Origin of the sequence: Paraburkholderia sp. BCC1884, assembly GCF_900996225.1 — a bacterium.
Taxonomy (GTDB): domain Bacteria; phylum Pseudomonadota; class Gammaproteobacteria; order Burkholderiales; family Burkholderiaceae; genus Paraburkholderia.
Map to the genome: position 1 here is coordinate 285,776 of NZ_CAAJGL010000134.1, position 14,540 is coordinate 300,315.

12 protein-coding genes are annotated in these 14,540 nt (G+C 62.6%); 5 read left to right on the forward strand and 7 right to left on the reverse strand.

Annotated features, from left to right (window positions below; translation table 11 throughout):
• Positions 1–139 precede the first annotated feature (139 nt).
• Positions 140–1,396 (forward strand): NADP-dependent isocitrate dehydrogenase, encoded by a 1,257-nt coding sequence (gene icd / locus FQ705_RS30600; protein ID WP_144148208.1) that lies wholly within the window; start codon positions 140–142, stop codon positions 1,394–1,396.
• Between the two features lie 212 nt (positions 1,397–1,608).
• On the opposite strand, the gene FQ705_RS30605 is transcribed toward icd, so the two are convergent.
• Positions 1,609–1,815 carry a cold-shock protein gene (locus FQ705_RS30605; RefSeq protein ID WP_007180614.1) on the reverse strand — a complete coding sequence of 69 codons (207 nt, stop codon included), beginning with the start codon at positions 1,813–1,815 and terminating at the stop codon, positions 1,609–1,611.
• A gap of 550 nt (positions 1,816–2,365) precedes the next feature.
• Between FQ705_RS30605 and clpS the strand changes: the two genes are divergently transcribed.
• Together clpS and clpA are read left to right on the forward strand one after the other, a co-directional pair.
• Positions 2,366–2,680 carry an ATP-dependent Clp protease adapter ClpS gene (gene clpS / locus FQ705_RS30610; protein ID WP_074765375.1) on the forward strand — a complete coding sequence of 105 codons (315 nt, stop codon included), beginning with the start codon at positions 2,366–2,368 and terminating at the stop codon, positions 2,678–2,680.
• Entirely contained in the window at positions 2,677–4,974 is a 2,298-nt protein-coding gene (gene clpA, locus FQ705_RS30615; RefSeq protein ID WP_144148211.1) for an ATP-dependent Clp protease ATP-binding subunit ClpA, read from the forward strand. The genes clpS and clpA overlap by 4 nt, the downstream gene beginning before the upstream one ends.
• A 125-nt stretch (positions 4,975–5,099) precedes the next feature.
• Here clpA and dut read toward each other — a convergent pair whose 3' ends face one another.
• From dut to FQ705_RS30645, 6 genes are all read right to left on the reverse strand, one after another.
• Positions 5,100–5,546: a dUTP diphosphatase gene (dut, locus tag FQ705_RS30620; protein ID WP_144148213.1), complete on the reverse strand. Its 447-nt coding sequence runs from the start codon at positions 5,544–5,546 to the stop codon at positions 5,100–5,102.
• 26 nt (positions 5,547–5,572) lie between these two features.
• Positions 5,573–6,577 (reverse strand): LLM class flavin-dependent oxidoreductase, encoded by a 1,005-nt coding sequence (locus FQ705_RS30625; protein WP_144148215.1) that lies wholly within the window; start codon positions 6,575–6,577, stop codon positions 5,573–5,575.
• 81 nt (positions 6,578–6,658) lie between these two features.
• Positions 6,659–7,873 carry a bifunctional phosphopantothenoylcysteine decarboxylase/phosphopantothenate--cysteine ligase CoaBC gene (gene coaBC, locus FQ705_RS30630; protein WP_144148217.1) on the reverse strand — a complete coding sequence of 405 codons (1,215 nt, stop codon included), beginning with the start codon at positions 7,871–7,873 and terminating at the stop codon, positions 6,659–6,661.
• Between the two features lie 102 nt (positions 7,874–7,975).
• Positions 7,976–8,494 carry a signal peptidase II gene (lspA, locus tag FQ705_RS30635; protein WP_144148219.1) on the reverse strand — a complete coding sequence of 173 codons (519 nt, stop codon included), beginning with the start codon at positions 8,492–8,494 and terminating at the stop codon, positions 7,976–7,978.
• Positions 8,494–11,331, reverse strand: a complete 2,838-nt coding sequence (ileS, locus tag FQ705_RS30640; protein ID WP_144148221.1) for an isoleucine--tRNA ligase — start codon at positions 11,329–11,331, stop codon at positions 8,494–8,496. Before ileS ends, lspA begins: the two co-directional genes overlap by 1 nt.
• A gap of 166 nt (positions 11,332–11,497) precedes the next feature.
• Positions 11,498–12,493 (reverse strand): bifunctional riboflavin kinase/FAD synthetase, encoded by a 996-nt coding sequence (locus tag FQ705_RS30645; protein WP_144148332.1) that lies wholly within the window; start codon positions 12,491–12,493, stop codon positions 11,498–11,500.
• 116 nt (positions 12,494–12,609) lie between these two features.
• Between FQ705_RS30645 and purN the strand changes: the two genes are divergently transcribed.
• Complete coding sequence (gene purN, locus FQ705_RS30650; protein ID WP_144148223.1) at positions 12,610–13,263, forward strand: phosphoribosylglycinamide formyltransferase; 654 nt, start codon at positions 12,610–12,612, stop codon at positions 13,261–13,263.
• Positions 13,260–14,519, forward strand: a complete 1,260-nt coding sequence (locus FQ705_RS30655; RefSeq protein ID WP_144148225.1) for an RsmB/NOP family class I SAM-dependent RNA methyltransferase — start codon at positions 13,260–13,262, stop codon at positions 14,517–14,519. Before purN ends, FQ705_RS30655 begins: the two co-directional genes overlap by 4 nt.
• Positions 14,520–14,540 lie beyond the last annotated feature (21 nt).

Here is a 14,540-nt window from a genome sequence, read left to right on the forward strand (position 1 = left end):
GCGAGCCCCACGTGGGCTAGAATAGCGCGCATACCGCTTGCAGGCGTCCGGCATTGCGCGCGAGCCAGCGCATCCACGAGCGCACCCATTTTCGCAGTCTCCCACCAGCTTTCAGCACAGCTTCTACTGGAGTCCGATCATGCCGTATCAGCACATCCTGGTTCCGACGGACGGTGACAAGATCACCGTCAACGCCGATTTCTCGCTCAACGTTTCCGACCAGCCCATCATTCCATTTATCGAAGGCGACGGTACGGGCGTCGATATCACGCCGGTCATGATCAAGGTGGTGGATGCGGCGGTCGAGAAAGCATACGGCGGCAAGAAGAAGATTCACTGGATGGAAATCTACGCCGGCGAGAAGTCGACCAAGGTGTATGGCCCGGACGTGTGGCTGCCGGAAGAGACGCTGCAGGTGCTCAAGGAATACGTCGTGTCGATCAAGGGCCCGCTTACCACGCCGGTGGGCGGCGGCATCCGCTCGCTGAACGTCGCGCTGCGCCAGGAGCTGGATCTGTATGTGTGTCTGCGGCCGGTGCAGTATTTCAAGGGCGTGCCGTCACCGGTGCGCGAGCCTGAAAAAACCAACATGGTGATCTTCCGCGAGAACTCGGAAGACATCTACGCGGGTATCGAATGGCCGGCGGAATCGGAAGAGGCGAAAAAGGTCATCAAGTTTCTGACCGAAGAGATGGGCGTAAAGAAGATCCGTTTTCCGGCGACGTCGGGGATCGGCGTCAAGCCGGTGTCGCGTGAAGGTACGGAGCGTCTCGTGCGCAAGGCGATCCAGTATGCGATCGACAACGACCGCCGCTCGGTGACGCTGGTGCACAAGGGCAACATCATGAAGTTCACCGAAGGCGCGTTCCGCGACTACGGTTATGCGCTGGCGCAGAAGGAATTCGCGGCGGAACTGATCGACGGCGGCCCGTGGATGAAGATCAAGAATCCGAAGACTGGCGGCGACGTCGTGCTGAAAGACGTGATCGCCGACGCTTTCCTGCAGCAGATCTTGCTGCGCCCGGCCGAGTACGATGTGATCGCCACGCTGAACCTGAATGGTGATTACGTCTCGGACGCACTGGCGGCGCAGGTTGGCGGCATCGGTATTGCACCGGGTGCGAATTTGTCGGACTCCGTCGCGATGTTCGAAGCCACGCACGGCACCGCGCCGAAATACGCCGGCAAGGACTACGTGAATCCGGGCTCGGAAATCCTCTCCGCGGAAATGATGCTGCGCCACCTCGGCTGGTTCGAAGCGGCGGACCTCATCATTCACGCGATGGAAAAGTCCATTCTGCAAAAGCGCGTGACCTACGATTTCGCGCGACTGATGGAAGGCGCGACGCAGGTGTCGTGTTCGGGGTTTGGGCAGGTGTTGATCGAGAATATGTAGGCGGCGTGTTGCGCACAGGTTTATCCGGCGCGCATCTGCTAATCACCCCGGCGTCGCGAGGCGGTCGGGGTTTTTTTCGGCCGCAGTAAAAAGAATAAAGCCGACTTTGCCCGTTATTTGGGATGCCTTGCTTTCTATATGGAATAGAAACCCGGCCCAAAAAAAAGAAACCCGGCATAAGCCGGGTTCCAAAGGACGGGTAACGAACCGTATCAGGCGGGTGCCTGGATGTTCGATGCCTGTTTGCCTTTCGGGCCTTGCACGACCTCGAAGGTTACCTTTTGGCCTTCCTTGAGGGTTTTGAACCCATTCATCTGGATGGCCGAGAAGTGTGCAAACAGATCCTCACCACCTTCGTCAGGCGTGATGAATCCGAAACCTTTTGCGTCATTGAACCATTTGACCGTACCAGTTGCCATTCAAACTTCCCCTGTAACTCATGTCACTACCACGAGCCCTCGAAAAGCTCGGCGGCCACGCGATGCAGCCGCTCCCTCCTCACAAGCTCACCATCGGCATTTTTTCGAATTATGGCTCAATGAAAAAAGTGCCAGCTTGATTGTTGAGGCTCTTTATTCGAGTGTCAAGAAAATTTTGAGATGCCCGTCGTCGCGTTGCAAACAGGCGCTTTCCAGGGTTTTTCCTTCTTTCGTTATGTGCGGTTGCGCAAGCGTGGCGTCTTGAAAAGTCGCATAATCGACTCACATGCTGATCTGCGGGTCGCCCACCGCCAGTCGGTGCAGAGGGAGCCTCTCAGCCAGCTATGGCAGGTTGTGCGATACTCGATCCGACTGCGGTGCAACACAGCCGCATAGCATCACAGGATAGGGGCCGGCTCCGCAATCGGCTCGTCGAATTAACGCATGTCGGCAGGGTAATCGCCCAGCAGGCAGTGCGAACGGGCTCATCGGCCGGTCGGCCGGGTTTTGACAGGATTGCGGGCCTGTCCTAGTTGTTTAGAATGGGTGTATGGCGATTATCCCGGACAAGCAGGACGGCACCGTACTGGAGCGGCAGGAGAAAAAACTCAAGCCGCCGGCCATGTACAAAGTGGTGCTGCTGAATGACGACTTCACGCCAATGGAATTTGTCGTGATGATCGTGCAGGAATACTTCAATAAAGATCGTGAAACCGCAACACAGGTTATGTTGAAGGTGCATCGCGAGGGCAGGGGAGTTTGTGGGGTCTATACGCGGGACATCGCGTCGACCAAAGTCGAGCAAGTCGTTACCCACGCACGGCAGGCCGGGCATCCGCTGCAGTGTGTGATGGAGGAAGCATGATTGCCCAGGAACTGGAAGTCAGCCTGCACATGGCGTTCATGGAAGCACGCCAGGCGCGGCACGAATTCATAACGGTCGAACATCTTTTGCTCGCACTGTTGGACAATCCAACAGCGGCGGAGGTGTTGCGCGCATGCGCGGCCAATATCGAGGATCTGCGCCAGAACCTGCGCAACTTCATTCATGACAACACGCCGACCGTGCCTGGCACGGACGACGTCGACACGCAGCCCACGCTGGGTTTCCAGCGGGTGATCCAGCGCGCGATCATGCATGTTCAGTCCACCTCGAATGGCAAGAAGGAAGTGACCGGCGCGAATGTGCTGGTCGCGATCTTCGGCGAGAAGGATTCGCACGCGGTGTACTACCTGCAACAGCAGGGCGTGACGCGTCTGGACGTGGTCAATTTCATCTCGCACGGCATCGCCAAGACGAGCAGCACGGACGCCGCGAAAGCGAGCGACGCGAATGCCGAGTCCGACGAAGCCGCCGCGCAGAAGGAAACGCCGCTCGCCCAGTTCACGGCGAACCTGAACCAGATGGCGAAAGACGGCCGCATCGATCCGCTGATCGGGCGCGAGTCAGAAGTCGAGCGCGTGGTTCAGGTGCTGTGCCGTCGACGCAAGAATAATCCGCTGCTAGTGGGTGAGGCCGGCGTCGGCAAGACCGCGATTGCGGAAGGTCTCGCCTGGCGCATCACGCGCGGCGAAGTGCCGGACATTCTCGCGGATGCGCAGGTGTATTCGCTCGACATGGGCGCGCTGCTCGCCGGCACCAAGTATCGCGGCGACTTCGAACAGCGGCTGAAGACGGTCCTCAAGGAATTGAAGGAACGTCCGCACGCGATCCTGTTCATCGACGAAATTCATACGCTGATCGGCGCAGGCGCTGCGTCGGGCGGCACGCTGGACGCGTCGAATCTGCTGAAGCCGGCGTTGTCGTCGGGCACGCTCAAGTGCATCGGCGCGACCACCTTCACGGAATATCGCGGCATCTTCGAAAAAGACGCGGCATTGTCGCGTCGTTTCCAGAAGGTCGACGTGACCGAGCCGACCGTCGAGCAGACGGTGGCGATCCTGCGCGGCCTGAAGTCGCGCTTCGAAGAGCACCACGGCGTGAAATATTCGTCGGGCGCGCTGTCGGCGGCGGCTGAGTTGTCGGCACGCTTCATCACGGATCGTCATCTGCCGGACAAGGCGATCGACGTGATCGACGAAGCGGGCGCAGCACAACGCATCCTGCCGAAGTCGAAGCAGAAGAAGACCATCGGCAAGAACGAGATCGAAGAAATCATCTCGAAGATCGCCCGCGTCCCGCCGCAAAGCGTGTCGCAAGACGATCGCAGCAAGCTGCAAACGCTGGATCGCGATCTGAAGAGCGTGGTGTTCGGGCAAGACCCGGCTATCGACGCGCTGTCGGCCGCGATCAAGATGGCGCGTGCAGGTCTTGGCAAGCTGGACAAGCCGATCGGTGCGTTCCTGTTCTCCGGTCCGACGGGTGTCGGCAAGACCGAAGTGGCGAAGCAACTGGCGTTCACGCTGGGTATCGAGCTGATCCGCTTCGACATGTCGGAATACATGGAACGTCATGCGGTCAGCCGTTTGATCGGTGCGCCGCCGGGCTATGTCGGGTTCGACCAGGGCGGTCTGCTGACCGAAGCTGTCACGAAGAAGCCGCATTGCGTGCTGCTGCTCGACGAAATCGAGAAGGCGCATCCGGATATTTACAACGTGCTGCTGCAGGTCATGGACCACGGCACGCTGACGGACAACAACGGCCGCAAGGCGGATTTCCGCAACGTCATCATCATCATGACGACGAATGCGGGCGCCGAGGCAATGGGCAAGTCGGTGATCGGCTTCACGAATCGTCGGGAAACCGGCGACGAAATGGTCGACATCAAGCGCATGTTCACGCCGGAGTTCCGTAACCGTCTGGACGCGACGATCAGCTTCCGCTCGCTCGATGAAGAAATCATCATGCGCGTGGTCGACAAGTTCCTGATGCAGCTGGAAGATCAGTTGCACGAGAAGAAGGTCGACGCGCTCTTCACCGACGCGCTGCGCAAGCATCTCGCCAAGCACGGTTTCGATCCGTTGATGGGCGCGCGGCCGATGCAGCGTCTGATCCAGGACACGATCCGTCGTGCCTTGGCCGACGAGCTGCTGTTCGGCAAGCTGATGAGCGGCGGCCGTGTGACGGTCGACGTCGATGCGGAAGACAAGGTGCAGTTGACCTTCGACGAGCATCCGGCGCCGCGCAATCCGAATCCGGAAGCGGTGGAAGTCGAGTAAGGCTGAGTTGTTATCCAAAGCAAAAACGGCGCGGGTTAAAACCCGCGCCGTTTTTCTTTTTGCGCCCGGCGTCGCCTCTAGCTGCGCGCCGCTTGACGACACGCGGGTTGAAGCAGCGGCACCTGTCAGTGCTTGCCCGTGCTCCCAAAACCACCCGCACCGCGCTCGCTGCTTTCGAAGTCGTCGACGATATTGAACTCGGCCTGCACGACCGGCACGATCACCAGTTGCGCGAGGCGCTCCATCGGGTTCAGCACGAAGGCCGTCTCGCCGCGATTCCATGTCGAGATCATCAGCTGACCTTGATAATCCGAATCGATCAAACCGACCAGATTACCCAACACGATGCCATGCTTATGGCCGAGGCCCGAACGCGGCAGGATCAATGCCGCATAGCCCGGATCGGCGACGTGAATCGCGAGACCCGTCGGCACCAGCGCCGTCTGGCCGGGTTCGAGCGTCAACGGTTCGTCGAGGCAGGCACGCAGATCGAGGCCCGCGCTGCCGGTGGTGGCGTAGGCTGGCAGTTGGTCGCGCATTCGCGCATCGAGAATCTTCAGGTCGAGTTTCATGCAGGTTTGAAAGAGTGGGTAAGCGCCTAGCGTTCGAGCTGGAACGCATCGGCAAGGAGTTCATAGGAGCGCAGCCGGGCGCGATAGCTGCCCGATACGGTGAGCACGATCAGTTCGTCGGCCTGAAACTGCTCCTGCAATTCATGCAGGCGCCCGGTGACGGTTTCCGGCGTGCCGATGATACTGCGCGGCTTTTCGCGCGAGATCACCAGTCGCTCGCGCTCGCCGTATTCCTGGGCGACGCCTTGTTCAATCGTCGGAATCGGTTCATTCAGGCCATACGCCATTTGTACACGGCGCAGGTCGACGGCCTTTTCCAGATCCGCGGCTTCCTGTTCGGTATCGGCGCAGATCACGAAGACAGCGGCGGCGAGATAGGGCTGTTGTAGTTCCTGGCTGGCTGTGAAGCGATCACGATACGCGTGCGCCACTTGATGCCCGAAATGCGCATTGATGAAGTGCGCGAACGCAAACCGAATCCCGAGTTGCGCGGCCAGCAGTCCGCCGAATTCGCTGGAGCCGAGCATCCACAATTGCGGACGCGTGTCGATTTGCGGCTGCAGCAGCACGCCGTGCGCGACGTGATCCTCGGGCAAGGTGCCATGCATGAGGCCAAGCAGATCGGCGACCTGCTGCGGAAAAATATCGCCGCGATTGTAGTCGCCGGCCGCGACCGCTTGCGCCGTGCGCATGTCGCCGCCCGGCGCTCGTCCCACGCCGAGGTCGATGCGGTTCGGGAACAGTGCTTCGAGCATCATGAATTGCTCGGCGACTTTGAACGGGCTGTAGTACGGCAGCATCACACCGCCCGAGCCCAATCGAATGCGCCGGGTGACGCTGCCCAGACGCGCCAGCATGACCTCGGGACACGGGTTCGACACGCCTCGCAAGCCGTGATGTTCGGCGCACCAGTAGCGCGTATAGCCGAGATCGTCGGCGAGTTGCGCGAGTTCGACGGTGGCGGCGATCGCGTCCGCCACGGAGTGCCCGGCGATCACGGGCGTTTGATCGAGCACGGAAAGTCGCGTCATGTCAGTACTGCTCCAGAAAACTCGGGTGCGCCCGGGCTGCGCGCGGCGGCGTCAATCAACCACGCCGTCGCGAGCGGCCGTTCAGCGAATCAGACTCGTGTCAGGCAAACGCCTGGCGATTTCGGCGATCAGCGTGCGCGCGAGCGTCTGCTTGTCGGCGCGTGGCAACTTGGTGGCGCCGGCCGCTTCGAACAGAACGACTTCGTTGTCATCCATGCCGAAGGTGAGCGGGCCGAGATTGCCGATCAGCAGCGGCACGTTCTTACGCACGCGCTTCTCTTCGCCGTGCACATCGAGGTCGCCGCTTTCCGCCGCGAAACCGACCGCGAACGGCGGATGCGGCAGCTTCGCCACCGCGGCCAGAATGTCCGGATTCTCGACGAAGTCGAAGCTCGGCAAGGCGTGGTCGGCGGTCTTCTTGATCTTGTGCTCGCTGACGTGGTCGACACGCCAGTCGGCTACCGCCGCCACCCCGATGAAGATGTCGCTATCGGCGACCGCGCGCATCACGGCGTCATGCATCTGCTGCGCGGTTTGCACGTCCTCGCGGAACACGCCCCACGGTGTGGGCAGCGCGACGGGACCGGCGACGAGATGGACCTCGGCGCCAGCCTGCTGCGCCGCACGGGCAAGCGCGAAACCCATCTTCCCGCTCGAGCGATTGGTGATGCCGCGTACGGGATCGAGCGGTTCGAAGGTCGGGCCGGCGGTCAGCAACACGCGGCGGCCGGACAGAATCTTGGGTGCGAAGAACGACGCGATCGCCTCATAAGTCGCGGCCGCTTCGAGCATGCGCCCGTCACCGATTTCGCCGCAGGCTTGCGGGCCGGAATCCGGGCCCAGCAGTTCGACGCCGTCCGCACGCAGTTGCGTCACGTTGCGCTGCGTCGCCGGGTTCTGCCACATCTGGCGGTTCATCGCCGGGACGACCAGCAGCGGGCAATCGCGCGCGACGCAGAGCGTCGAGAGCAGATCGTCGGCCATGCCGTGAGCGAGTTTGGCGAGGAAGTCGGTGGAGGCGGGCGCGATCACGATCGCATCGGCTTCACGCGACAGATCGATGTGCGCCATGTTGTTCGGCACGCGCCCATCCCATTGGCTCGTGTAGACCGGACGGCCTGACAGCGCCTGCATCGTGACAGGGGTGATGAACTGCGTGGCCGCTTCGGTCATGACGACCTGCACGGTCGCGCCGGCCTTGGCCAGCAGACGCGTGAGCTCGGCGATCTTGTAGCAGGCGATCCCGCCCGTCATGCCGAGGACTAGGTGTTTTCCTGCGAGTTCTGCGTTTGCCAACGAAGCCTCCGACAAAGCGTGGTGGCAAGCGGCGCGGCGAGGCGTTGGATGCCCGCCGCCACCGCGCCTTTCAAGCGTGACGTCAGTGCGACGTCAGCGGCCTTAACGCGAGCCGCGTACGCGCCGCAATTCGTCCAGCACGAGCAGCACTGCGCCGACGGTGATCGCGCTGTCGGCGAGATTGAACGCCGGCCAGTGGTACGTGCGCACGTGGAAATCGAGGAAGTCGATCACGTGGCCGTATGCGAGCCGGTCGATCACATTGCCGAGCGCGCCGCCGAGAATCAGCGAGAGCGCCGTGCAAAACATCTTCTGCCCGCCGTGACGCTTGAGCAGGTAGCAGATCACGAGCGCCGCGACCACGCCGAGCGCGGTGAACGCCCAACGTTGCCAGCCGCCCGCCATGGCGAGGAAGCTGAACGCCGCGCCACGGTTGTACACGACGATCAGGTTGAAAAACGACGTGACCTCGTGCGCGATGCCGTAGGCGAACACCTTCTGCACCGCGATCTTGGTCAACTGATCGAACAGGATGACGATCAGCGCGACGCCGAGCCAGGGGGCCAGCGAACCGCTTACAACCGGTGTTTTCGACGAGGTCTTCGACATGGTTCTCGCCATTATGCCGCGCTCCTGGTTTCACCGTTACCGAACAGATTGCTGAAGCAGCGGCCGCACAGCGTGGGGTGATCGGCGTGAGCGCCGACGTCCGCGCGGTAGTGCCAGCAGCGCTCGCATTTCAGATACTTCGAGGCGATCACTTCGACACCTTCTTCGGCTTCGCTGTCGACCTTCACGACGCTCGCTGCCGACGTGATCAGCACGAACTTCAGGTCGTCGGCGAGGCTCGTGAGCGCGTCGTAACGCGCCCCGGCCGCACGGATTTCGACTTCCGCCTGCAACGACGAGCCGATCAGGTTGGCGACGCGCGCTTCTTCCAGCGCCTTGGTCACGTCGCTGCGCGCGGCGCGCAGGAGCGTCCACTTGTCGAGCAGGCCGCCTGCGTCCGGCACCGCCGGGAACGCGTGATACGTCTCGGTGAAAATCGTCTCGCTGTTCGGCTTGAACACCTTCCACGCTTCTTCTGCGGTGAACGACAGAAACGGCGCCATCAGACGCAGCAGGCCGTGCGCGATGTGATACAGCGCGGTCTGGGCCGAACGGCGGGCGACGGAGTCCGCAGCGGTCGTGTACAGACGGTCTTTCAACACGTCGAGATAGAAGCCGCCGAGGTCTTCCGAGCAGAACGTCTGCAGCTTGGCGACCACCGGGTGGAACTCGTACTTGTCGTAGTGCGAGAGGATGTCGCTTTGCAGATTCGCCGACAACGCCACCGCATAGCGATCGATCTCGAGCCAGTCTTCGACCGGGCGCGCGTGCTTCTCGTAGTCGAAGTCCGAAAGGTTCGCGAGCAGGAAGCGCAGCGTGTTGCGGATACGGCGATAGCCTTCCGTCACGCGCTTCAGGATTTCTTCCGAGATCGCCAGTTCGCCCGAGTAATCGGTCGACGCAATCCACAGGCGGATGATTTCCGCGCCGAGGCGGTTCGCCACCTCATGCGGATCGATACCGTTGCCGAGCGACTTGCTCATCTTGCGGCCTTCGCCGTCGACCGTGAAGCCGTGCGTGAGCAGCGCGTTGTACGGCGGACGGCCATCGAGCATCGAGGCGGTCAGCAGCGACGAATGGAACCAGCCGCGGTGTTGATCCGAGCCTTCCAGATACAGATCGGCCGGGAATTGCAGTTCGTCTTTGTGCGAGCCGCGCAGCACGTGCCAGTGCGTGGTGCCCGAATCGAACCAGACGTCCAGCGTGTCGCGATTCTTTTCGTACAGGTTGGCTTCGTCACCCAGCAGTTCGCGCGGGTCGAGCGTTTGCCAGGCTTCGATGCCGGCCTTCTCGACACGTTGCGCGACTTCTTCGAGCAACTCGGGCGTGCGCGGATGCAGCGCGCCGGTTTCCTTGTGCACGAAGAAAGCCATCGGCACGCCCCATTGGCGTTGACGCGAGAGCGTCCAGTCCGGGCGATTGGCGATCATGCTGAACAGACGCTGCTTGCCCCACGCGGGATAGAAGGCGGTGTTCTCGATGCCTTCGAGCGCGGTTTCGCGCAGTGTCTTGTCGGTGTCGTTCGGCTTCACGTCCATGCCGGCAAACCATTGCGAGGTCGCGCGGTAGATGATCGGCGTCTTGTGGCGCCAGCAGTGCATGTAGCTGTGCGTGTACTTCTCAGTGCGCATCAGCGTACCGGCGGCTTGCAGCGCTTCGATGATCTGCGGATTGGCCGCCCAGATGGACAGGCCGCCGAACAGCGCGAGCGACTCGATATAGCGGCCGTCGCCCATCACCGGATTGATGATGTCGGAGTCGGACATGCCGTGCGCCTTGCACGACACGAAGTCTTCCACGCCATAAGCCGGCGACGAGTGCACCACACCCGTACCCGTTTCGGTCGTCACGTAGTCGCCGAGATAGGCGGGTGCCGTGCGCTTGTAGCTCGGATGCGCGGACGCGAGCGGATGGTTGAAGCGCAGATTGACGAGCTTCTCGCCCGGCGTGGTGGCGATGATCGTGCCTTCCAGGCCGTATTGCTTGAGACATGCTTCAACGCGCTCTTCGGCGAGGATCAGCAAGCCGCGCGGCGTATCGACCAGCGCGTAGACGATTTCCGGATGCAGGTTCAGCGCCTGGTTGGCGGGGATGGTCCACGGCGTGGTGGTCCAGATCACGATGCCGCCTTCCTCGCGCGGCAACGCGGCGAGACCGAACGCTTGCGCGGTCTTCTCCGGCTCGGCGAAGGTGAACAGCACGTCGATGGTCGGGTCGGTCTTGTCCTTGTATTCGACTTCCGCTTCGGCGAGCGCCGAGCCGCAATCGAAACACCAGTTGACCGGCTTCAGACCGCGGAACACGTAGCCTTTTTCCATGATCTTCGCGAGCGCGCGGATTTCGCCGGCTTCGTTCGTGAAGTTCATGGTCTTGTACGGATTGTCCCAATCGCCGAGTACGCCCAGACGCCGGAAGCCGAGCTTCTGCTTCTCGATCTGTTCGGTCGCGTAGGCGCGCGCCTTCTGCATCACTTCGGCGGCCGGCAGCGATTTGCCGAACTGCTTTTCGATCTGGATTTCGATCGGCATGCCGTGGCAGTCCCAGCCCGGCACGTAGACCGCGTCGAAGCCCGCCAGATTGCGCGCCTTGACGATCATGTCCTTGAGAATCTTGTTCACCGCGTGGCCGAGGTGGATGTCACCGTTCGCATACGGCGGGCCGTCGTGCAGGATGAACTTCTTGCGGCCCTTGCTGGCGGCGCGGATCTTTTCGTAGATCTTGTCTTCCTGCCACTCCTTGACCCATTGCGGCTCGCGCCTGGGCAGGTCGCCGCGCATCGGGAACGGCGTGTCGAGCAGGTTGACCGGGTAGCGTGACTGCGGTTTCGAATCGGCTTTCTTGTTGCTCATGATGTGGTCGCGGTGAATTCTTTCTATGCGCGGCGTGGCGCGGGTTGCGCACGTTGCGCGTGAGCGTGGGGCGCGCCCGGCAGGCATGTCGCGTGATCCACGGACGCCCTTCGATGCGCGCAGCGCGGGTCCGTGCGGCGCTCAGCGCGCGCACGGACCACGGCGGCTATCTAATTCGGTCGGTGGCCGAGGTGGCGAAGCCGGTTGAGCGGCTGCCCGGCGTGTCGGCGCCAACGGCCGCGAACCAGGCGCGGGTGTTGGTCACGTCGCGCGCGATGGCGGCGGTCAGCGTTTCGAGGTCGACGTACTTTTCCTCGTCGCGCAGCTTCTTCAGGAATTCGACGCGCACGAGTTTGCCATACGCGTCGCCGTGCCAGTCGAGCAGGTGCACTTCGAGCAGCACGCGGCCGGAATCGTCGACGGTGGGGCGCAAACCGAGGCTTGCAACGCCCGGCAGCGGCTCGTCCGCTACGCCGTGCACGCGCACCACGAAAATGCCCGACAGCGCCGGCCGCTTGTGAGCGATCGCCAGATTGAGCGTGGGAAAGCCGAGATCGCGGCCGAGCTTCATGCCGTGCACGACGTGGCCGCTGATCAGATAATCGCGGCCCAACGCGGAACGTGCCGAATCGAGGTCGCCTGCCACCAGTGCGGCGCGCACGCCGGAGCTGGAAATGCGCGCGCCCGATGGGTCGGCGACCGTGGCCATCTGCTCGACTTCGAAACCGTGCTGTTGACCGGCTGCCTTGAGCGAATCGAAATCGCCCGCCCGTTTCGCGCCATAGCGGAAGTCGTCGCCGATCATCACCCAGCGCGCATGCAGCCCGTTGACGATGATGCGTTCCACGAACGCATCCGGCGACTGGCTGGCGAAGGTCTGGTTGAAATGCTCGACCACCACCCGATCGACGCCGTTGGTGCGCAGCGCCTCGAGCTTGTCGCGCAACATCGCGATGCGCGGCGGCGCACCGGCCGGATTGAAGAACTCGCGCGGGTGCGGCTCGAAGGTCATCACGCAGACGGGCAGGCCGCGCGCATCGGCGGCTTCGCGCACGCGCGCGAGCAAAGCCTGATGGCCGCGGTGGACACCGTCGAAGTTGCCGATGGTCAGTGCGCAGGGCGCACGGCTTTCAGCATTGGGAAGACCGCGGAAGACTCTCACGATAGCGGGTTGGAGTAGGGCGGCCGGGGTGCCGCAAAACAAACGATTATAAACGCTCGGCGCGGCAGACGGCGGCGCGTCGCGGTTTCAGGGTCTCCGAATGATAAAATCCGCGGATGAAAAAACTCGTCATCCTGATTTCGGGGCGGGGAAGCAACATGGAAGCCATCGTCCGGGCCTGCTCGAACGAGGCTTGGGCCGCGCAAGTCGCCGCTGTGATTGCCAACCGTCCGGACGCCGCGGGCCTTGCGTTCGCGGCGTCGCACGGCATTGCCACGGCGGTGGTCGACCATCGCCAGTATCCCGGGCGCGACAGCTTCGACGCGGCGCTGGCTCGGCAAATCGACAGTTTCGCGCCGGATCTGGTGGTACTCGCTGGATTCATGCGGGTGCTGACAGCCGGTTTCGTCGACCATTACGCTGGACGCATGTTAAATGTGCATCCGTCGCTGCTGCCGAGCTTCCCGGGCCTGAAAACCCATCAACAGGCGCTCGACGCCGGCGTGCGGCTGCACGGCGCGTCGGTGCATTTTGTCACGTCGCAGCTGGATCACGGGCCGATCGTCGCGCAGGCGGCGGTTCCCGTAGTAGCAGGCGACACCCCCGCCACGCTCGCCGAACGCGTGCTGGCAACCGAACATATTATTTATCCACGCGCGGTGCGCTGGTTCGTCGAAGGGCGTCTTGCTCTCGACGGCTTGCGTGTCACGCTTACGCCGTCAGAGCCGCAATGGCTCTTTGCCGGTCACACCGCCGGAGAGGGCGCATGAGATTGCATGGTTTTTTGATTGGACAAACCGAGACTTTGCTGGCTGAAGTCCTGAAACTCACCGGTCCGGCCGACGCCACCACGAGCCGCTTTTTCCGCGCCCATCCGAAGCTCGGGCACGGCGAGCGCGGCGTGATCGCCGAGGCCGTGTTCGCGGTTCTGCGTCGCCGCATGGAATTCGCTCACCTGGCCGAAAGCGGCGCCGGTAGCCCGGCGCGACGCATGGCGCTGCTGGGCCTGATGCAGACGGCGGGGCGTACCGCGCTCAAGCCATTCGTGTCGGAAACGGAGTTGAGCTGGCTCGAACATGTGTCGAAGATCGACCCGGAAACCCTGCCGCTGCGGATTCGCCTGAATCTGCCCGACTGGATCTACCAGTCGCTGGCCAAGCGTTTCGAACCCGCCGAGCTGGCGCAACTGGCCGCCGCGCTGAACTATCCGGCGCCGCTGGATTTGCGCTCGAACCCGATCAAGGCGAGCCGCGACGACGTGCTGAACGCGCTGTCGAAGGCGGGCATCGAGGGCGGCGCGACGCCGTTCGCGCCGTTCGGCGTGCGGGTGGTCGGCAAGCCGCCGCTCACCAAGCTCGACGCGTTCCAGCACGGCTGGGTCGAAGTGCAGGACGAAGGCAGCCAGCTGCTGTGCTCGCTGGTCGCGCCCAAGCGCGGCGAGATGATCGTCGACTTCTGCGCGGGCGCGGGCGGCAAGACGCTGGCGCTGGGCGCGGCAATGCGCTCCACCGGCCGGCTGTACGCTTTCGATATCTCCGAGCGTCGTCTGGCCAAGCTCAAGCCGCGCCTTGCGCGCAGCGGGCTGTCGAACGTGAATCCGGTGCTGATCGATAGCGAACACGACGCCAAGATCAAACGCCTCGCGGGCAAGATCGACCGTGTGCTGGTCGACGCGCCGTGCAGCGGCTTGGGCACGTTGCGCCGTAATCCGGACCTGAAGTGGCGTCAGTCGCCGGATTCGGTGGCCGAGCTGGCACCGAAGCAGGCGTCGATTCTCGCCAGCGCTTCGCGTCTGGTGAAGAAGGGCGGCCGTCTCGTCTACGCGACCTGCTCGATTCTCGAAGAGGAAAACGAAGCGGTCGTGCAGCAGTTCCTCGCCGATCATCCGGACTTTGCGCTGGTACCCGCACGCGACGTGCTGGCCGAACAGCGTATCGACCTGGAAATGGGCGACTATCTTTCGCTGTGGCCGCACCGCCACGCAACCGACGGTTTCTTCGCCGCCGTGCTGGAACGCCAGAGCTAACAAGCCGCACAGGCTTTTTGC